Origin of the sequence: Azospirillum brasilense, from assembly GCF_008365405.1 — a bacterium.
Lineage (GTDB): Bacteria > Pseudomonadota > Alphaproteobacteria > Azospirillales > Azospirillaceae > Azospirillum > Azospirillum brasilense_D.
In genome coordinates, this window is the sequence record NZ_QOKV01000005.1 from 85,600 (window position 1) to 103,523 (window position 17,924).

A 17,924-nucleotide genomic window follows, 5' to 3' on the forward strand; every position below is an offset into this window, starting at 1 on the left:
TTCATTCTGCGGGCTGTGCGGAACCTTGAGCGCGGACGTCGTCCGCCACGACAACGGCCGGGTTCCGCAGGCGGAACCGTTGCCAGACCAGATAGACGGCCGGAATGACGATGAGCGTCAGGGCCGTCGTGCTTGCCATGCCCCCGACCATGGGGGCGGCGATGCGCCTCATGACCTCGGAGCCGGTGCCGTCGCCGACCATGATCGGGAACAGGCCCGCGAAGATGGTCGCGACCGTCATCACCTTGGGGCGCAGCCGGAGCAGGGCGCCCTCGACGACCGCCTCCTCGACGTCGCGGACCGTCATCGGCCGCCTGGCGGCCAGGGCTTCCGCCTGACGCCGTTTCAGTGCGAGGTTTAGGTACACGAGCATGACGATGGCCGTCTCCACGGCCACGCCCGCCAGGGCGATGAAACCGACGCCCACCGCGACCGACAGGTTGAAGTCCAGATACCAGAGCAGCCAAATGCCGCCCGCCAAAGCTACCGGCAGCGACGCCATGACCACCAGCACCTCGCCGAGGCGCCGGAAGGTGAGCCACAGCATCAGGGCGATCAACGCCACCGTCAGCGGCGCGATGGCGGTGAGGCGATCCTGGACACGCTCCATGTACTCGAACTGCCCAGACCAGCTGAGCGAATAGCCCGGAGGCAGCCGGACGGCTTGCGCCACCGCCTCCTTGGCATCGGCCACGTAGCCGCCGAGGTCGCGGTCCGCGATGTCGACGAACACCCAGCCGCCGAGCCGCGCGTTCTCGGTGCGGATCATGCCGGGGCCATCCTTGATACGGACCTTGGCCACATCGCCGAGGGCAATGTGGGCGCCGCTCGGCGTGACGATGGGCAGCGCGGCCAACGCATCGGGGCTGTCGCGCCATTCCCTGGGGTAGCGGACGTTCACCGGGAAACGCTGGAGGCCCTCAATGCTCTGGGTGACCTCCTCGCCGCCGATCGCCGTGCGCACGACCTGCTGCACGTCGGCGATGTTGAGACCGTAGCGGGCGGCCGCCCGGCGGTCGACGTCCACGTCGATGTAGCGCCCGCCGACGGGCCGCTCGGCATAGGCCGACGCCGTGCCGGGAACCGTCCGCACCGCCGCCTCGACCTGGGCGGCAATGCGGCCGATTTCAACGAGGTCGGGCCCGGCCACCTTGATGCCCACCGGCGTCTTCACGCCCGTCGCCAGCATGTCGATGCGGTTCTTGATGGGCATGATCCAGACGTTCGTCACGCCCGGCACCTTCACGGCCCGGTCGAGCTCCGCCCGGATGCCGTCCATGGTCATGCCGGACCGCCACTGCTCGCGCGGCTTGAGCTTGATCGTCGTCTCGAACATTGAGATCGGCGCCGGGTCGGTCGCCGTCTCGGCACGGCCGATCTTGCCGTGGACGGCCTCGACCTCCGGCACGGTCTTGATCAGCCGGTCGGTCTGCTGAAGCACCTCGCGCGCCTTGGCGATCGAGACGTCGGGCATCAGGCTCGGCATGTAGAGCAGGTCACCCTCGTCCAGGTCCGGCATGAACTCCGAACCGATGCGCTGAAGCGGCCACGCCATGCTCATGACCAGCAGGACGGCGGCCACGATCGTCACCCAAGGCGCCGCCAGAGCGCCGCGCAGCAACGGCCGGTAGAGCCAGATGAAGAGGTTGTTGATCGGGTTCCGGCGCTCCGGGATGATCCGGCCGCGCACGAAATAGCCCATCAGCACCGGCACCAGCGTCACCGACAACACTGCGGCGGCGGCCATGGCGTAGGTCTTGGTAAAGGCCAGCGGCTTGAACATCCGCCCTTCCTGGGCCTCCAACGCGAAGACCGGCAAGAAGCTGAGCGTGATGATAACGAGCGAGAAGAACAGCGCCGGGCCGACTTCGGCCGCCGTCTCCGCGACCACCGTCCAGCGGTTCTCCTTGGTGAGCGGCTCGTGCTCGATGCGCCGGTGCAGGCTTTCGATCATCACGATGGCGGCGTCGACCATGGCGCCGATGGCGATGGCGATGCCGCCCAGCGACATGATGTTGGCGTTGATGCCTTGGGCGTGCATGACGACGAACGCCGCCAGGATGCCCAGCGGCAGCGTCAGGATGATGACCAGCGACGAGCGCAGGTGCAGCAGGAACGCCGCGCACACCAGCACCACGACGATCGACTCCTCGGTCAGCTTGTCCATGAGGTTGTCGATGGCGCGCTCGATCAGACTTGAGCGGTCGTAGGTCGTGACGATCTCCACACCCTCGGGAAGGCTGTGGCTCAGGCGCTCGAGCTTGTCCTTGATCGCGTCGATGGTGGCGAGTGCGTTCTCGCCCCAGCGCATGATGATCACGCCGCCGACCACCTCGCCCTCGCCGTTGAGCTCGCTCACGCCGCGGCGGAGCTCCGGGCCCAATTGGATCTCGGCAACATCCTTGAGGAGCACCGGAACGCCACCCGGGGCGGCCTTCACCGGCACGTTGCGGAGGTCCTCGACGCCTTTGATGTAGCCGCTGGCGCGGACCATGTACTCGGCCTCGGCCATCTCCAGTACTGAGCCGCCGGACTCCGCGTTGGCGCGCTCGATGGCTTCGCGCACATCGGCCAGCGGCAGATCGTAGGCCCGCAGCGCGGTCGGGTTGACCACCACCTGATACTGGCGGACCATGCCGCCGATGGGCGCCACCTCGGCGACACCGGGCGTAGCCTGAAGCTCGAACTTCAGGAACCAGTCCTGGAGGGCCCGAAGCTGGCTGATGTCGTGCCGCCCGGTGCGGTCCACGAGGGTGTACTGGAAGATCCAGCCGACGCCAGTGGCGTCGGGCCCGAGCGCCGGGCGGGCGCCCGGCGGTAGCCGCGGGGCGACCTGGCTCAGGTACTCGAGGACCCGCGACCGCGCCCAGTAGAGGTCCGTGCCCTCCTTGAAGAGCACGTAGACGTAGCTGTCCCCGAACATTGAGATGCCGCGGACCGTCATGGCGCCGGGGACCGCGAGGAAGGCGGTGGAGAGCGGATAGGTGACCTGGTCCTCGACCACCTGCGGGGCCTGGCCCGGGTAGGTGGTCTTGACGATGACCTGCACGTCGGAGAGGTCGGGGATGGCGTCGACCGGCGTGTTGCGCACCGCCCAGATGCCCCACCCGGCGAGCATCGCCGCGAGCAACAGCACGATTCCGCGGTTGCCGACCGACCAGTGGATCAGGCGCTCGATCACGGCGTCCTGCCCGCGCCGTTGAGGCGCTCGATGCTGGCGGCCGTGTAGGTGTCGTCTACTGCCTTGACGACGCCGAAGCGGACGCGGTCGCCCGGCGCCAGCCCTTGGACAGAGACGCCCGGCCCAACGCCGAACTCCATCGTCATGGCAGGCCAGGAAAACTCGGGGATCGGCCCATGGCTGATGGTGACCGAACTGCCGTCGGCAGCGATCGCCGTGATCTCTCCTTCTCCCACCGCGGGGACGGCTGCCGTCTCGTTGGCCGTCGGTCCCTCTGCCTGCTGCATGCGCGCGAATCCGGCCGACAGGCTGCTTTCGCTGTCGATCAGGAACTGGGCGGAGGTGACGACCCGGTCCCCTTCCTTGAGGCCGTCGATGATCTCGACCCTGTCGCCGATCGCCAGCCCGGCCTTGACGGGCACCGGCTTGAAGCGCCCATCCCCGAGGGCGAGGACGACGCGCTCGGCTTGGCCGGTGCGGATGAGGGCGTCGTTGGGAATGGCGAGAACGTCCGCCCGCGGATGTGTCGCGAGCCGCACGGAGGCGAACATGTTGGGCTGGAGGGCGAGGTCGGGATTCTCGAGGCGGATGCGCAGCCGGGCTGTCCGGGTATCCTTCCTCAGTTCCGGGTAGACGTAGTCGACGGTGCCCGTCCATGTCCGGCCGGGCTGGCTCGCGACCCGAACCTCCGCCTGCATGCCCCGGGACACCAAGCCGACCTGGCTTTCCAGGACCTCCGCGATGACCCAGACAGAGCCGTGGTCGACGATGGACATAAGCGTGACATCGGACTCCACGTACATGCCCTCTGCCACGCCAAGAGCTTCGACCACGCCGGTTCGCGGCGCATAAACCTTGATGCGCTCGGGCACGGCCTTGGTTTTGCGGATCTCTTCAATCTGCCGGTCGGAGACACCGAGAGCGATCAGCTTGCGGCGGGCGCCCTCGGTGTTGCCGGACGCCCCCCGCTCGGCCTCGCGTACGAACTCGTAGGCCGCCGTGATGAGGTCTGGCGAGAAGACCTCCATGAGCAGCTGGCCACGCTCGACGTGCTCCCCCAGAACCCGGGTGTGGAGCCGCTCGATCCATCCCTTGCCGCGGACGTGCAGGTGCGCGGTTCGGCTCTCGTCGAACGTGATCGAGCCGAACGTCTCGATGGTCGGGGTTAGCGTTGTCCGCTCGGCCGCAGCGGTGCGAACGCCAAGATTGTTCATGGCGGCGGAGGAGACCGTGACGACGCCCGTCTCCTCGGCATTGCCGGGATCCTGGCCCTCATAGACGGGGACCATGTCCATGCCCATGGGCGACTTGCCGGGCTTGTCGCTCTTGAAGTCGGGGATCATCGGATCCCACCAGTACAGGATGCGCGGTCCGCTCTGGGCTTGCTGCTGAGGGGCGTCCTGAGCGGACAGCACCCGGCGCTCGAGCAGGACCCCGCCGCCGGTGCCCGCCGCGACGGCGAGCAAGGCGACCAAGGCTGTCTTCAGCTTCATCGTGAACACCTGTGACGACAAATGCACTGGGCATCCCCCGCTCTCGGCGGGTGCGGCCGGTCACGCGCCTGGAGCGCGGACCCGCGGGAAGCCCGGTTCGGATGGTGTCGTCAGAGGTGCCTTGGCGGCCTCTGGAGGGGAGGCACCGACTGTGGCGCCTGCGCCTTATCAGCGAAGAGGAGATGTTCCGCCACACGTCCCGCCGCCCGGACATCGGTGGCGGTGGGCATGGTGGACGCGCACATCGAGAAGCAGCCGCCCATCAACGGGCAGGAGTCTTCGTCGATACCCTGAGCATCCGACGTGTTGCAGCACGGCATCCCGGCGTCCGGCAGGGCAACCATACCCGGCATGTTCTTGTCAGAGGCATGGTCCGTCGTGTCGCAGGGTGCCGCTTCCTCAACTGCCGACGCCATGGCCGCCATGGGCATCGGCATGGCCAGCGAGGTTCCGGCGAAGGCAGGCATCTGATAGATCACCAAGGCGACCATCACGACCCAGAACACGAGCAGGGACGCCGCCGACCGATCGGTCGACCGCCCTTTCCTGCGCGAGATGCCTGAATCGAAATAGAGCCGCATTGAATCCCACTCTGACGCCCGCGCCCGGTGCGTCCGGCCCGTCCATGTGGCCCCACGCTTCCGGATCGGCAAGCCCCGACACAGGGCCACGACCTTCAAATTTCGTCAAGGGTCAAGAAAGCCCACGTCGTTCTTGGTAGCGTCTGACCTCGGTCCCGGTCTGGTGCTTTCGGAGACTCGGTCCGCCGTTACTCGCAACTCTGCCGCCTAGCTTATCGTGACCACCGCCAGGTTGGGGACGAACCGCGTAGGCCCGTCCTCCCCTGAAAGGCTGGTTAAGCTCCGTTCGCCCCAACGTCCTCGCCAAGTCCATTCTGCGCAAAGCAGACTCAAGGCCAGCCCTGGAGCGTGCAAGAGATCTCGCCCTCAGTCACGGGGCCATGCCGAAACGTCCGAAAAGAGCGTCTCGAGGACAGGACAATTCGGCGCATCACCCCCGACACAGCGGTCTGCGGTCTCGGACAGCGTGCGCTCGAGGCGCTGAAGGTCGGCGATTGTCCGCCGGACGGAATCGAGGTGCTCCAACGCGAGCGCCTGCACCTCGGCGCACGTGTGATGGCCGTCGGCCAAGCGCAGCAACGCCCGGACCTCGTCCAGCGTGAAGCCGACATCGCGGCTGCGCCGGATGAAGCCCAGCCGCCGCAGGTGGGTCTCGCCGTACACCCGGTGGCCGCCCTCCGTCCGCGGCGGCGCCGGGACGAGCCCCTGCTTCTCGTAGAACCGGATCGTCTCGATGTTGCAGCCGGTGCGCCGGGACAGCGCCCCGATGGTCAGCCCGGCCGCGCGCGCCTTCGTGGTGCCCTTCACCGGAATAGCCCCTTGAACCTGTAGCAACTACAGGTCCCATCTTGTCACGAAAGGCAGGAGGGAGCCAGAGCATGCCAGAGACATCCATGCCCGCCGCGGGCACGCCCAGCAACGCGAGCGGAGCACCCAGGGGCTGCCGCCGGGGCCGCTGGCCGTCGGCGGCCTCCTGGGCGCCCTGGGCGCCTCGTCGTGCTGCGTGCTGCCGCTCGTCTTCTTCGGCCTCGGCGTCAGCGGCGCCTGGATCGGCAATCTGACGGCCCTGGCGCCCTACCAGCCGCTCTTCGTCGCGACTGCCTTCGGCTTCCTGGGGGCCGGGTTTTGGCGCGTTTACCGCAGGCCCGCCTGCGATGGCCCGGCATGCCCCAGGCCCGCACCCAACCGGCTGGTGACAGCATCGCTCTGGGGCGCGGCCGTCCTCGTCGCCGTGGCCGTGACCTTCCCCTACGTCGCCCCGCTCCTGCTGTCCTGATGGAGACGACCATGATGATCCGCCTGATCGGAGCCACCCTCGTCGCGCTGCCCCTGGCCTCCGGTGGCGCGCTCGCCGCCGAGCGCACCGTCCGGCTGACGGTCGAGAACATGACCTGCGCGACCTGCCCCATTGTCGTGGAGCGTTCCCTCAAGGCCGTGCCCGGCGTCGACGACGTGACGGTCTCGATGGCGGAGAAGAGCGCCATCGCCACCTTCGACGACACCAAAGCCACCGTCCCGGCCCTGGTCGATGCCACCACGCAGGCGGGGTTCCCGTCGGCCCAGCAGCGGTAGGTGCGGCATGGGCAAGTCCTACGACCTGGTGGTGATCGGCACCGGCACCGCCGCGATGGTCGCCAGTTCACGGGTCCGCGCCGCGGGGTGGTCCGTCGCCGTGATTGACCACCGCCCCTTCGGCGGCACCTGCGCCCTGCGCGGCTGCGACCCAAAGAAGATGTTGGTGACCGGCGCCGAGGCCGTGGACCTCGCCCGGCGCATGCACGGGCGAGGCGTTGCGGGCGGGGCCCGCATCGACTGGCGCGACCTCATCGCGTTCAAACGCACCTTCACCGACCCGGTTCCCGAGAAGCACGAGCACCGCTACGCGGACAAGGGCATCGACGCCTACCACGGCCGCGCCCGGTTCGTCGGCCCCGATGCCGTCGCGGTGAACGGGACCACGCTCACGGTGCGCCACGTCCTGATCGCGGCTGGAGCGCGCCCTGCGCCACTCGGCTTTCCCGGTGAGGAACACCTCGTGACCAACGAGGAGTTCCTCGAGATGGAGGCGTTGCCGAAACGCATTGCGATGGTCGGCGGCGGCTACATCGCGGCCGAGTTCTCCCACATCGCGGCCCGGGCGGGCGCCGCGGTCACCATCGTGCAGCGCGGAAGCCGCATGCTGACCGGCTTCGACCCCGACCTCGTCGGCTGGCTGATGGAGCGGTTCAAGGAGATCGGGGTGGACGTGCGGACCGGCACCGCCGTCGCGGCTGTGGAGAAGACCGCCACCGGCTTCGCCATCCGCACGCGCTCCGCGGAGGGGGAACGGGCCTTCGAGGCCGACCTTGTCGTCCACGCCGCCGGGCGCGTTCCCGCACTCGATGATCTCGGCCTGGACACAGCGGGCGTCGCGCGGGACGGCGGGCGCCTCAAGCTCAACGAGCACCTCCAGAGCGTCTCGAACCCCAAGGTCTACGCGGCGGGCGACGCGGCCGCCGTCGGGCCGCCGCTGACGCCGGTGTCGAGCCACGACGCCAAGGTGGTCGCCGCCAACCTGCTGGACGGCAACATGCACCGGCCCGACTACCGCGGGGTGCCGAGCGTGGCCTTCACGCTTCCGCCGATCGCCCGCGTCGGGCTGTCCGAGGAGGAGGCGCGCGGGCAGGGGCTCCGGTTCCGCATGAAGGCGGAACGGGTGCCGGACTGGTACACAGCGCGCCGAGTCGCGGAGACGGTCTACGGCTTCAAGGTCCTCGTTGAGGAGGGGACGGAGTGCATCCTCGGCGCCCACCTCGTCGGCCCGCACGCCGATGAGGTCATCAACATCTTCGGCCTGGCCATCCGGCACGGCCTGACCGCCGACGATCTCAAGACCACGATGTTCGCGTACCCCACGGGGGCGTCGGACATCGGCTACATGCTGTGACGCGGATGCGCGAGAGCCAAGGAGAGACGATGCAGCTGGAGTCCACCATCACCTGTCCGAAGTGCGGCGGCGCGTCCACCGAGACGATGCCGACGGACGCTTGCCAGTTCTTCTACGACTGCCCGCACTGCGGGACGCTGCTCCGACCGAATCCGGGGGACTGCTGCGTCTTCTGTTCCTTTGGCACGATCCCGTGCCCACCGAAGCAGGGCGAGGAAGTCGGAGGGTGCTGCGATGCAGGTATGACGGACTGACTGGCGATGGGGCCTGTAGAATGGCCGGACCTTCTGGAAAACGGCAAACCTGGGCAGGCCAATCGGCATTTCTGTTCTGTCGTGCCTGGCCCGTCGTATCCAAAGCAACCCGCCCGCAGCCGTTTCATCGCACGGTCAAAGGAGGACCACTCCTTGAGGAGAACTTCCTGTCGGCATGGGGTTGTCCCTTCAAGGCGTTGGCCTCGATGGTCGAACTCGGTCATCGGAGATGCCGTCGGACAAACCACACGACCAGAGGCGGCAGCACAATCCATTGGGCGAGTGGCGAGAGGCCGATGCCGAGAACCGGGGTCACGGGCATCGCTCCCGCGTACTGCCACCGGTCCAGAACGTGCGTCGCCAGGAGTTCGAACAGCACCGTGATCGCCACGCCGACGGCGATGAACACCAGGATCTGGCGCCCCGACGGGGAGAGTATCCAGCGCCTGCTCCCCGCCAGCAACGCAACGAACCAGAAGGCGACGAGCATGATGGCCGCATCTCCGAGAGTCGCCCGGGTGCAGAATTTCACCGCTTCCCAATGGGGGGCCGACGCCATGCCGACGAACAGCGGCACCTGCCAGAACTCCCAGGGGTAGTTGAGCAGGAAGGCGAAGACCCCGACGTTCACCTCGGGGCACTCCACGATGCGATGAAGAATTCTCATCGGAGGCTCCAGACTGGTACCTGGGCTGGGTTTCCCTCTCAGGTCCGTCCATGCGCAGCGTGAACATCGCCCTCGCCAGTTTGCCGCTGTCCATGGCCGCCGGAAAAGTGCGTCCACAGAAGCCAAGCGGCCACCGCCCCGAATGCCAGGTTCAGGAAGAAGGTGTGGTCGATGGCGAAGCGGACCATCTCCTGGAGCGACGGCCGCTCGGTCGGCGTCAGGCCGGTCAGGGCATAGAGGTAGTGGACCGTGACTCCCGCCGCGACCATGCAGACGTAGAGGACCAGCGACAGGTACCCGGCGTACCTCCAGCCATAGTATTTGAGGTGGATCCAGACGACGGTGGCCGCGACCAGGTCGGCGCCAAGGAACGACATCACACCGCCGAGCGAGACCTGCTTCGACCACAGCATGGCCGCCAACGGCACGTTGCCCATGGACCCGATGAAGGTGAAGAAGGCGACCACCGGCGCCACGGCCGCGTTCTCCACGACGGCCCAGAAGGACGGGTTCTCGGCGTTCCCGATGAACAGGAAGTTCCAGAAGCTCTGCGGCACGAACACCGAGATGAACCCGGCCACGGTGAAGCCGAACAGGATCTCCTTCCACACCATCGCCCATTCCATGGTGAAGGCGTCGGCGATCCGCCGCCAGCCCTGGCGTGAGGTCAGCTTGTCGCGCCAGGAGCCGGACATGTCGTGCTGCATGTCCATGCCCTCCTGCTCCTGGGCCTGTTCGGCATGCCGCTTGCCCTCCTCGGCGAGCCGCCGCGGGAACCAGATCGAGGTCAGCGCGTGGGCGTAGAGGATCATCAGGAGGCCGAGCAGGAAGTTGGCCAGCGTGAACTTCCAACCCAACAGCACCCACAGCACGATTCCGAGCTCGATGACCAGATTGGTCGAGGCGATCAGGAACGCCATCGAGTTCACCGGATGCGCGCCCTTGACGAGGACGGAACGCGAGGCCGCGAGCGCGGCGAAGGAGCACGAGGATGAGATGAAGCCGAAGAAGCTCGCCAGCCCCGCCTGCTTGGGGCCGCGCTCGCCCAGCGCGCGTGCCATCTGCTCGCGGCTGACAATGACCTGAATGCCCGCCGAGATGATGTATCCGAAAATGAGCGCCCACAGCGCCTGCCAGAGCATTCCGGCGCCGGTGTAGAACGCCTGCCAGACCTGATCCATGGACTCCTCCGTTGGCGGGGTGGGTGCAGGCGGAGCGCAAGCCCGCCTGCCGACCGCCCGAGGCGCCTCCACGGCGCCGCTTCCCGGTTCTGGAACACTGATGTGCGGCTACAGCTTCACCCACCGCAGCCGGAGCGCATTGCCGACGACGCTGACCGAACTGAGCGCCATGGCGGCCGCGGCGATGATCGGCGACAGCGTCCACCCGAAGAGCGGATAGAACACGCCTGCCGCGACCGGCACCCCGAGGCTGTTGTAGACGAAGGCCAGGAACAGGTTCTGGCGGATGTTGCGCATGGTAGCCCGGCTCAGCACCCGGGCCCGGGCGATGCCTGCCAGATCGCCCTTCACCAGGGTCACTCCCGCGCTCTGGATCGCGACGTCGGTTCCGGTTCCCATGGCCACGCCGATGTCGGCCTCCGCCAGCGCCGGGGCATCGTTGACGCCGTCGCCAGCCATGGCCACCACCCGGCCCTCGGACTTCAGCTTGCGGACGATCTGGTGCTTCTGGTCGGGCAGGACCTCGGCCTCGACCGCGTCGATGCCCAGCTTGCGGGCCACCGCTTCCGCGGTGGTCCGATTGTCGCCGGTCAGCATGACGATCCGCACGCCGTCGGCCCGCAGCGTTTCCAAGGCTTGTGGCGTGCTCGCCTTGATCGGGTCGGCGACCGCGATCACCCCGCCGGGTTTGCCGTCGACGGCCGCGAACAACGCCGTGGCGCCCTCCCGCCGAAGTTCGTCGGCAGGCACCTCCAGGCCGCCGAGGGCGACGTCCTGGTCGCGCATCATGGCCGCGTTGCCGAGCGCCACCGTGCGCCCGCCGACCCGGCCGATGACGCCCTTGCCGGTGACCGAGGAGAAGTCGGCGACGTCCTCGACCTGCAAGCCACGCTCGCGGGCGGAGGCGACGATGGCGGCGGCCAGCGGGTGCTCGCTCGACCGCTCCAGGCTCGCCGCGAGCGACAGGAGGGTCGCCTCGTCGAGGCCCGGGGCCGGGACGACGGCGGTCACCTTCGGCTTGCCCTCGGTCAGGGTGCCGGTCTTGTCGACCACCAGCGTGTCGACCCGCTCGAACCGCTCCAGGGCCTCGGCGTTCTTGATCAGCACGCCAGAGGTCGCCCCCTTGCCGACCCCTACCATGATCGACATCGGCGTTGCCAGGCCGAGCGCGCAGGGGCAGGCAATGATCAGCACCGACACCGCGGCGATGAGCGCGAAGGCGAAGCTCGGGGTCGGCCCCCAGATCGCCCAGGCGCCGAACGCCAGGATGGCGACGACAATGACGGACGGCACGAACCAAGCTGACACGACGTCGGCGAGCCGTTGGATGGGCGCCCGGCTCCGCTGGGCTTCGGCAACCATGTCCACGATGCGCGACAGCATGGTGTCGGAGCCGACCTTCTCGGCCCGCATGACCAGGGAGCCGGTCTGGTTGATGGTGCCACCGATGACCTTGGCGCCGGGCTCCTTTTTGACCGGCATCGACTCGCCGGTCACCATCGACTCGTCCACGGTGCTGCGGCCCTCCAGGACCTCGCCGTCGACCGGGACGCCTTCGCCCGGGCGGACGCGCAGGCGGTCCCCCGCGTGGACCTCGTCCAGGTCGACCTCCTCGTCCTCGCCGCCCTCGCGGATGCGGCGCGCCGTCTTGGGAGCCAGGTTCAGCAACGCGCGGATGGCTCCGCCGGTCTGCTCGCGGGCCCGCAATTCGAGGACCTGCCCGAGCAGGACGAGCACGGTGATGACCGCGGCCGCCTCGTAGTAGACCGCGATGATGCCCTCGGCGCTGCGGAAGCTGATCGGGAAGATGCCGGGCAGGAAGGTCGCCACCAGGCTAAACAGGTAGGCGGCGCCGACCCCGAGCGCGATCAGGCTGAACATGTTCAGGTTGCGGGTTACGAAGGACCGCCAGCCGCGCTCGAAGAGCGGCCAGCCGGACCACACCACCACCGGGGTCGCCAGCAGGAACTGGATCCACACCGAGACGCGCGGTGGGATCACGTCATGGATGCCGGTTCCCGGAATGTGGGCCCCCATCTCCAAGATGAGCAGCGGCACCGCCAGTGCGGCGCCGACCCAGAACCGGCGCGTGAAGTCGACCAGTTCCGGGTTCGGTCCCTGCTCCACGTTGGCGCCGACCGGCTCGAGCGCCATTCCGCAGATCGGGCAGGTGCCGGGGCCCTCTTGGCGGATCTCGGGGTGCATCGGGCAGGTGTAGATCACGCCCTTCTGCGGTGAGGCGTGCCCCGCCTGTTCGGGTGCCGCGGGTTTGGCCCTGGGCTTCAGGTATCCTTCGGGATCGGCGACGAACCGATCCCGGCAGCGCGCCGAGCAGAAATGGTACGTCTCGTGCCGATGATCGGCCCGGTACTTGGACGTGGCCGGGTCGACCTTCATTCCGCACACGGGGTCGGTGACGCGATGGGCACCCGATGGGGCATTGTCGTTATGCCCGTTGTGCCTGCCATGGCCGTGGTGAATGTGCTGGTTCGTCATTGTTTTGCCTCCCGTGGGGTGCGGCCGAAGGACGACAGGGCTCTGGGCGGGTTGGCCAGGGCGAAGGCAATGAGGCCGATGCCGACCGCGACGAGCGGGACCGAGAGCAGCTGGCCCATGGTCGCCCCGGCGAACAGGAACCCGAGTTGCGGGTCCGGTTCGCGGAAGAACTCGACCGCGATCCGTGCGATACCGTACCCCGCGAGAAACACGCCGGTGAGCAGCCCCGTCCGATTCCGGACGGACGGTATCCAGACCAGGATTGCCAGCACGACGAAAAGGACCAAGCCTTCGAGCACGGCCTCATACAGCTGGCTCGGATGGCGCGGTTCCGGCCCACCTCTGGGGAACATGATGGCCCAGGGAACGTCGGTCACCCGACCGAACAGTTCGCCGTTGATGAAGTTCGCGATGCGCCCGAAGAACAGGCCGATCGGTGCTGCGCAGGCGATGAGGTCGCCGAGTGCCAGAGGCGCCAGTCCCCGGCGCCACGAAAACGCGACGATGGCGACGATCACGCCGAGCAGGCCGCCGTGGAACGACATGCCGCCCTGCCAGACCTTCAAGGCGTCCAGCGGCTGCTCAAGATAGTATGGCAGGTTGTAGAACAGGACGTACCCGAGGCGCCCACCGAGGATGACGCCAATGACGGCCCAGGTCAGGAAGTCGTCGATGTCCTGCGGGGACGGCGGGCGGTCCGTCGTTCTTGCCAGGCGCATGCAGTAGCGCCAGCCGAGCAGAAAGCCCGCCAGGTATGCCAAGGCGTACCAGCGGACGACGATGGGGCCGATCTCGATTGCTACGGGATCGATGATGGGAAAGGGCACGCTGAGCACGTTGCCGCTCCTTTGTCTCTCTGGCCATAAGGCCGTGCCTCACCGGATGAGGCACCCGGATGCGGCGCCGGAACGCCGCTATTGGCCGACCGCGCCGTTCGACGCGGCCGTGCCGTATGAAGGCTCAACGCCTGGAGGTCAGAGGAGTTTGGGAGGGCGACGCAGAGGGGAAACCAGTCGGGCCTGCTGCGCAGCCTCGGCAAGCAGGGTGGGCATCAGGCTCTCAGACGCTGGCACGGACACAGCCAGCGGCACCAGCCCGAGGCACGTGCCCAGGCACTCTCCACCCACCGCCATGCTCGAACAGAGCGGAGTCGTTCCGTTGTGATCGGCGGTTGCTTCGACCGCTTTGCCGTCCTGAGCCAGGACGCTGTGAATCCCCATCCTTTCGCAGGGAGCTTGTCGGCCCTGCCAAGGGGTGCCGGTCGCACCGGTCAGAGAAACCTGCGAGAGAAGGAGGGAGAGCACCGCGATCAGGGTCACAGCGAAACGGCGACCAAGCCTTCCGGCCGGTCTTTCTCGCCCGTGCATGCCCAGAACGCCGGTCCGCCTCATCGAAACACCGATCCTCAACGCGGGAGTTCGAGACAGGAATTCCCTCACGCTGTGATCTGGAGTTCCCAACAGGGCTTGTCAACGAACCGGGGGACAAATGCTTCCGAAAGAGGTTGGCTGGCAAGAGGTCTTGCCTATCAGAAACAGAACCCTTTGCGAGGGAAATGCGATGATGATGGAACACATGGAGGGCATGGGCTGGATGATGGGGGCGATGGGGCTGCTCTGGATATTGATTCTGGTGTTCCTTGTCTTGGGAATCGCTGCTTTCATCAAATACCTGAGATCGGGGCGTTAGAAAGCGCCTGCCAAGCTGCGATCTCGATCCGCAAGGGTCTTGAACCCGACCCCGACGAGGTCATATCGTGTGGATCATGCAAGCTCTTCGCCGCATCCTCTCCGTCGTTATGGTCCTGGTGCTCGTCACCGGGACGACGGCGCAGGCTGCCATGCTCATGCCCATGGAGGGCATGGCAGGCGACGCGGCGGTGTCCACCAGTATGGACATGGAGCTCGCTGACGCACCGGATTGCCCGGATTGCGACGGCATGGACCAGAGCACGATGGACATGTCCTTCTGCCACAGCGCCTGCATCACGGGGGCCATGTTGCTGCCCCAGGTGCCCGTTCCGCTTCCAATGATCACGAGTTCGACTACGCTGGCGCCCTTGACGCCTTGGCAGGGCCAATCCCTACCTCCCGAACCATTCCCTCCGAAATCCACCCTGCGCATCTGATCCGCGCCCGCCGACCTTCGGCGCGGCCGCGGTGACCGCCTGATCGGGTCGCGCCTGCGCGACCACGTGGGCCGACCTCCACGCCCGAATTCCATCCGGGCGGACCGGAGAGGCCACCGATGCGAGGGTCATCATGCCCATGAACACCCTGTCGCGGCCGCTGAGCCGACGGCATCTCCTGCTGGCGGGCTCCGGCCTCGTCGCCGCCAGCCTCCTGCTTCCGCGCGGCCTGTCCCTGGCCCACGCGGCGGCGCCAGAATCCAGTCACAAGCTCACTGCCGGGCCAAGCCAAGCTCGACTGGCCGGAGCCGAACATCCCGAAACCCCGGTCTGGGCCTACAACGGCACGGTCCCCGGGCCCGAGATCCGCGTCCGTCAGGGCGACCGGCTCCGGATCGCGGTGACCAACACGCTCGACCAGGAGACCACCGTCCATTGGCACGGCATCCGGACGCCGAACGCCATGGACGGCGTGCCGCACCTGACCCAGAAGCCCATCGCGCCCGGCGAGACGTTCCTGTACGAGTTCGACGCCGTCGACGCGGGCACCTTCTGGTACCACCCGCACCATCACTCCACCGAGCAGGTCGGCCGAGGGCTTTACGGCCCCCTGATCGTCGAAGAACGGGAGCCGATCCAGGCCGACCGGGACGTCACCTGGGTGCTCGACGACTGGCGCCTGCTCAAGGACGCCTCAATCAGCAACGACTTCGGCAACTTCATGGACTTGAGCCATGGCGGCCGGGTCGGCAACACGGTCACCATCAACGGCAAGGTGCTCGACCAAGTGCCGGTCCGCGCCGGTGAGCGGGTGCGTCTGCGCCTGATCAACGCCGCAAACGGCAGGCTGTTCGGACTCCGCTTCCAGGGCCTCCGGCCCATGGTGATCGCCATGGACGGCCATCCGGTCGAGCCGCACGAGCCGGACGACGGCCGGGTGGTCATCGCCCCAGCTCAGCGCACCGACCTCGTCATCGACATGACCGGGGAGCCGGGGAGCCGGACCACGGTCGTCGACGACTTCTATCCCAACCTGGCCTACCGGCTCGTCGATCTCGCCTACGCCGACGCACTGCCCCTGCGCGACCGCCCGTTGGAGGCCGACCTCCGCCTGCCGGACAACCCGGTGGCCGAGCCGGACCTGCCGAACGCCGTCCGGCACGAGGTGGTCCTGGGCGGCGGCATGATGGGGATGATGGCTGGCGCCATGATGGACGGGACCATGACCGACATGCGCACGATGATGCGCCACGGCATGGCCTGGGCGATCAACGGCACCGTCGCACACGGCCATGTCATGGACCCGATCTTCACCTTGGAGCGCGGCCGGACCTGCGTCATCGCCGTCGCCAACGATACGGCCTGGCACCACCCCATGCACCTGCACGGCCACACCTTCCGAGTGCTGTCCCGGAACGGTCAGCCAACGCGCTTTCGTGAGTGGCAGGACACGGTCCTGCTGGCCCCCAAGGAGCGCGTTGAGATCGCCTTCGTCGCCGACAACCCCGGCGACTGGATGTTCCACTGCCACATCCTCGAGCACCAGGCGGGCGGGATGTTGAGCACGCTGCGCGTCGCCTGACCCACGCCCGACAAAGGACTTCCAACATGCGCATTCTCACCGCCGCCGCCCTCTCGCTGGCCCTGCTGTCGCCGACGCTGGCGTCCGCGAAGACCGCGGAGGCCACCCTCTACAAGAACCCGCAGTGTGGATGCTGCGAGGGCCATGCCGAGCATCTGCGTGCGAATGGCATTCCGGTGAAGGTCGTCGCCTCCCACGATCTGCCGCTGCTGAAGCAGGCGCATGGCGTGCCCGTCGAGCTTGCGGGCTGCCACACCGCGCTGATCGATGGCTACGTCGTCGAGGGCCACGTCTCGGCCGACACCATCAAGCGCCTCCTGGCCGAGCGTTCGGCCGTCAAGGGCATTTCCCTCCCCGGCATGCCGCTCGGCTCGCCCGGCATGGAGGGGCCCAAGGGCGAGCCGTTCCAGATCTACGCCTTCGGCGGCGCGGCCGAGCCGACGGTGTTCGCGACCGAATGACCGCGGTCTCGCGGCGGGCTCAGCACGTCCCGCCGCGCCCCCCAATCTGACAGAACGATGGAGAAAACCATGAAGACCGTTTCCCGCACACTTTTGCCGATCCTCGCCCTTGCGGCGTCGGTGTCCATCGCCCAGGCGCAACCCCAACCGGGTCACCAGGGCCACCACCCGGCTGGCCAGGGCGCCGCGCAGGCCGCGCCCTCCATCTTGCCGGACCAGCCTCCGCAGGGCGGCATGCAGGGAATGATGGGCGGCATGATGCCCATGATGCGGGGCATGATGGGCCAGCAGGGTGACCAGGCCGGGTCCATGCCGATGTCCTGCCCAATGATGGGACAGATGGGCGGCATGGGGGCCATGGGCATGCCCTTCGAACACATTGAGGGCCGCGTCGCCTTCCTGAAGGCTGAGCTCGGCATCACCGATGCCCAGGCCAAGGAGTGGAACGCCTTCGCCGATGCCCTGCGGGCCAACGCAGACGTCCACCGCGCCATGCACGAGCGGATGATGAAGGGCGACCAGCCCTCGTCCTTGGCGGAACGCCTCGAACGTCGCGAGGCGATGCTGTCGTCGCGCCTGGACGCGGTGAAGAAGCTCAACGCTGCGGCCAAGCCGCTCTTCGCTTCCCTTTCGGAGGAGCAAAGGAAAGCCGCCGAGGACCTGCTCGGCCGCTCCCTCGGGATGATTTGACCAGCACCGAAACGGAAAGGAACACCTCATGGAAGCACAAGCTCGGGTCGAGGAGCAGGTTAAGCGGATGCCGTGGTGGCGCAGTTGGCCCGCGATCGGTGGTTTCGGCGTGGCGACCACCGCGGCCGTCTACCTGTCGACGGCCTATCCCGACCAATTGCTGTCGGCGCTGCCGTACTTGGGCCTGCTCGCCTGCCCGGTGATGCACCTGGTCATGTGCTCCGGCATGAAGGGCAAGGGAAGCTCCTGCCACAAGTCGGACGGTCAGAAGTAGGTCGGCGCCG

The 17,924-nt window shown here is 67.6% G+C and carries 18 protein-coding genes; 10 read left to right on the top strand and 8 right to left on the bottom strand.

Going from position 1 to position 17,924, the window contains the following annotated elements; all coding sequences use genetic code 11:
- Window position 1: 1 nt before the first annotated feature.
- The 4 genes from DS837_RS10675 to DS837_RS10690 form a co-directional block, all read right to left on the bottom strand.
- On the bottom strand, window positions 2-3,181 hold the full coding sequence (locus DS837_RS10675) for an efflux RND transporter permease subunit (RefSeq protein WP_149164712.1): 3,180 nt from the start codon (window positions 3,179-3,181) through the stop codon (window positions 2-4).
- On the bottom strand, window positions 3,178-4,674 hold the full coding sequence (locus DS837_RS10680; protein WP_149164713.1) for an efflux RND transporter periplasmic adaptor subunit: 1,497 nt from the start codon (window positions 4,672-4,674) through the stop codon (window positions 3,178-3,180). Before DS837_RS10680 ends, DS837_RS10675 begins: the two co-directional genes overlap by 4 nt.
- A 110-nt stretch (window positions 4,675-4,784) precedes the next feature.
- Window positions 4,785-5,255 (bottom strand): hypothetical protein, encoded by a 471-nt coding sequence (locus DS837_RS10685; RefSeq protein ID WP_149164714.1) that lies wholly within the window; start codon window positions 5,253-5,255, stop codon window positions 4,785-4,787.
- A gap of 366 nt (window positions 5,256-5,621) precedes the next feature.
- Entirely contained in the window at window positions 5,622-6,062 is a 441-nt protein-coding gene (locus DS837_RS10690) for a MerR family transcriptional regulator (RefSeq protein ID WP_247889864.1), read from the bottom strand.
- 166 nt (window positions 6,063-6,228) lie between these two features.
- On the opposite strand from DS837_RS10690, the gene DS837_RS10695 reads away from it, so the two are divergent.
- The 4 genes from DS837_RS10695 to DS837_RS33055 are packed head-to-tail and all read left to right on the top strand — an operon-like array spanning window position 6,229 to window position 8,435.
- A complete protein-coding gene (locus DS837_RS10695) occupies window positions 6,229-6,531 on the top strand; it encodes a mercuric transporter MerT family protein (protein WP_282187566.1) in 303 nt (100 codons plus the stop codon).
- Window positions 6,531-6,827, top strand: a complete 297-nt coding sequence (locus DS837_RS10700; protein WP_247889866.1) for a cation transporter — start codon at window positions 6,531-6,533, stop codon at window positions 6,825-6,827. Before DS837_RS10695 ends, DS837_RS10700 begins: the two co-directional genes overlap by 1 nt.
- Before the next feature lie 7 nt (window positions 6,828-6,834).
- Complete coding sequence (locus tag DS837_RS10705; protein WP_149164716.1) at window positions 6,835-8,181, top strand: dihydrolipoyl dehydrogenase family protein; 1,347 nt, start codon at window positions 6,835-6,837, stop codon at window positions 8,179-8,181.
- A gap of 29 nt (window positions 8,182-8,210) precedes the next feature.
- Window positions 8,211-8,435: a GDCCVxC domain-containing (seleno)protein gene (locus DS837_RS33055; protein WP_149164717.1), complete on the top strand. Its 225-nt coding sequence runs from the start codon at window positions 8,211-8,213 to the stop codon at window positions 8,433-8,435.
- 220 nt (window positions 8,436-8,655) lie between these two features.
- On the opposite strand, the gene DS837_RS10715 is transcribed toward DS837_RS33055, so the two are convergent.
- From DS837_RS10715 to lgt, 4 genes are all read right to left on the bottom strand, one after another.
- Complete coding sequence (locus DS837_RS10715) at window positions 8,656-9,102, bottom strand: hypothetical protein (protein ID WP_149164718.1); 447 nt, start codon at window positions 9,100-9,102, stop codon at window positions 8,656-8,658.
- A 38-nt stretch (window positions 9,103-9,140) separates the two neighbouring features.
- Window positions 9,141-10,283, bottom strand: a complete 1,143-nt coding sequence (locus DS837_RS10720) for a permease (protein ID WP_149164719.1) — start codon at window positions 10,281-10,283, stop codon at window positions 9,141-9,143.
- Window positions 10,284-10,391: 108 nt separating this feature from the next.
- Entirely contained in the window at window positions 10,392-12,779 is a 2,388-nt protein-coding gene (locus tag DS837_RS10725; protein ID WP_149164720.1) for a heavy metal translocating P-type ATPase, read from the bottom strand.
- Window positions 12,776-13,615, bottom strand: a complete 840-nt coding sequence (lgt, locus tag DS837_RS10730) for a prolipoprotein diacylglyceryl transferase (protein WP_149164721.1) — start codon at window positions 13,613-13,615, stop codon at window positions 12,776-12,778. The genes DS837_RS10725 and lgt overlap by 4 nt, the downstream gene beginning before the upstream one ends.
- Window positions 13,616-14,339: 724 nt before the next feature.
- On the opposite strand from lgt, the gene DS837_RS33060 reads away from it, so the two are divergent.
- The 6 genes from DS837_RS33060 to DS837_RS10755 all read left to right on the top strand — a co-directional run bounded on the left by DS837_RS33060 (window position 14,340) and on the right by DS837_RS10755 (window position 17,914).
- Complete coding sequence (locus DS837_RS33060) at window positions 14,340-14,468, top strand: hypothetical protein (protein ID WP_282187563.1); 129 nt, start codon at window positions 14,340-14,342, stop codon at window positions 14,466-14,468.
- A gap of 67 nt (window positions 14,469-14,535) precedes the next feature.
- Entirely contained in the window at window positions 14,536-14,907 is a 372-nt protein-coding gene (locus DS837_RS10735; protein WP_170295810.1) for a hypothetical protein, read from the top strand.
- 133 nt (window positions 14,908-15,040) lie between these two features.
- The gene (locus tag DS837_RS10740) at window positions 15,041-16,489 is read left to right on the top strand and encodes a multicopper oxidase family protein (RefSeq protein WP_247889867.1); all 1,449 of its coding nucleotides are present in this window, start codon (window positions 15,041-15,043) and stop codon (window positions 16,487-16,489) included.
- Window positions 16,490-16,515: 26 nt separating this feature from the next.
- Entirely contained in the window at window positions 16,516-16,950 is a 435-nt protein-coding gene (locus DS837_RS10745; RefSeq protein WP_149164723.1) for a DUF411 domain-containing protein, read from the top strand.
- 69 nt (window positions 16,951-17,019) lie between these two features.
- Window positions 17,020-17,640, top strand: coding sequence for a Spy/CpxP family protein refolding chaperone (locus DS837_RS10750; protein WP_170295811.1), 621 nt, complete (start codon window positions 17,020-17,022; stop codon window positions 17,638-17,640).
- Between the two features lie 28 nt (window positions 17,641-17,668).
- A complete protein-coding gene (locus tag DS837_RS10755) occupies window positions 17,669-17,914 on the top strand; it encodes a DUF2933 domain-containing protein (RefSeq protein WP_149164725.1) in 246 nt (81 codons plus the stop codon).
- The last annotated feature ends 10 nt before the right edge of the window (window positions 17,915-17,924 follow it).

Bases quoted from the DNA above. Each gene is read 5' to 3' on its own strand.
- DS837_RS10715 (WP_149164718.1), bottom strand. From the start codon at position 9,102: ATGAGAATTCTTCATCGCATCGTGGAGTGCCCCGAGGTGAACGTCGGG.
- DS837_RS10700 (WP_247889866.1), top strand. From the start codon at position 6,531: ATGGAGACGACCATGATGATCCGCCTGATCGGAGCCACCCTCGTCGCG.
- DS837_RS10680 (WP_149164713.1), bottom strand. From the start codon at position 4,674: ATGAAGCTGAAGACAGCCTTGGTCGCCTTGCTCGCCGTCGCGGCGGGC.
- DS837_RS10685 (WP_149164714.1), bottom strand. From the start codon at position 5,255: ATGCGGCTCTATTTCGATTCAGGCATCTCGCGCAGGAAAGGGCGGTCG.
- DS837_RS10740 (WP_247889867.1), top strand. From the start codon at position 15,041: ATGCCCATGAACACCCTGTCGCGGCCGCTGAGCCGACGGCATCTCCTG.
- DS837_RS10725 (WP_149164720.1), bottom strand. From the start codon at position 12,779: ATGACGAACCAGCACATTCACCACGGCCATGGCAGGCACAACGGGCAT.
- DS837_RS10750 (WP_170295811.1), top strand. From the start codon at position 17,020: ATGAAGACCGTTTCCCGCACACTTTTGCCGATCCTCGCCCTTGCGGCG.
- DS837_RS10755 (WP_149164725.1), top strand. From the start codon at position 17,669: ATGGAAGCACAAGCTCGGGTCGAGGAGCAGGTTAAGCGGATGCCGTGG.
- DS837_RS10745 (WP_149164723.1), top strand. From the start codon at position 16,516: ATGCGCATTCTCACCGCCGCCGCCCTCTCGCTGGCCCTGCTGTCGCCG.
- DS837_RS33060 (WP_282187563.1), top strand. From the start codon at position 14,340: ATGATGATGGAACACATGGAGGGCATGGGCTGGATGATGGGGGCGATG.
- DS837_RS10720 (WP_149164719.1), bottom strand. From the start codon at position 10,283: ATGGATCAGGTCTGGCAGGCGTTCTACACCGGCGCCGGAATGCTCTGG.
- DS837_RS33055 (WP_149164717.1), top strand. From the start codon at position 8,211: ATGCAGCTGGAGTCCACCATCACCTGTCCGAAGTGCGGCGGCGCGTCC.
- DS837_RS10705 (WP_149164716.1), top strand. From the start codon at position 6,835: ATGGGCAAGTCCTACGACCTGGTGGTGATCGGCACCGGCACCGCCGCG.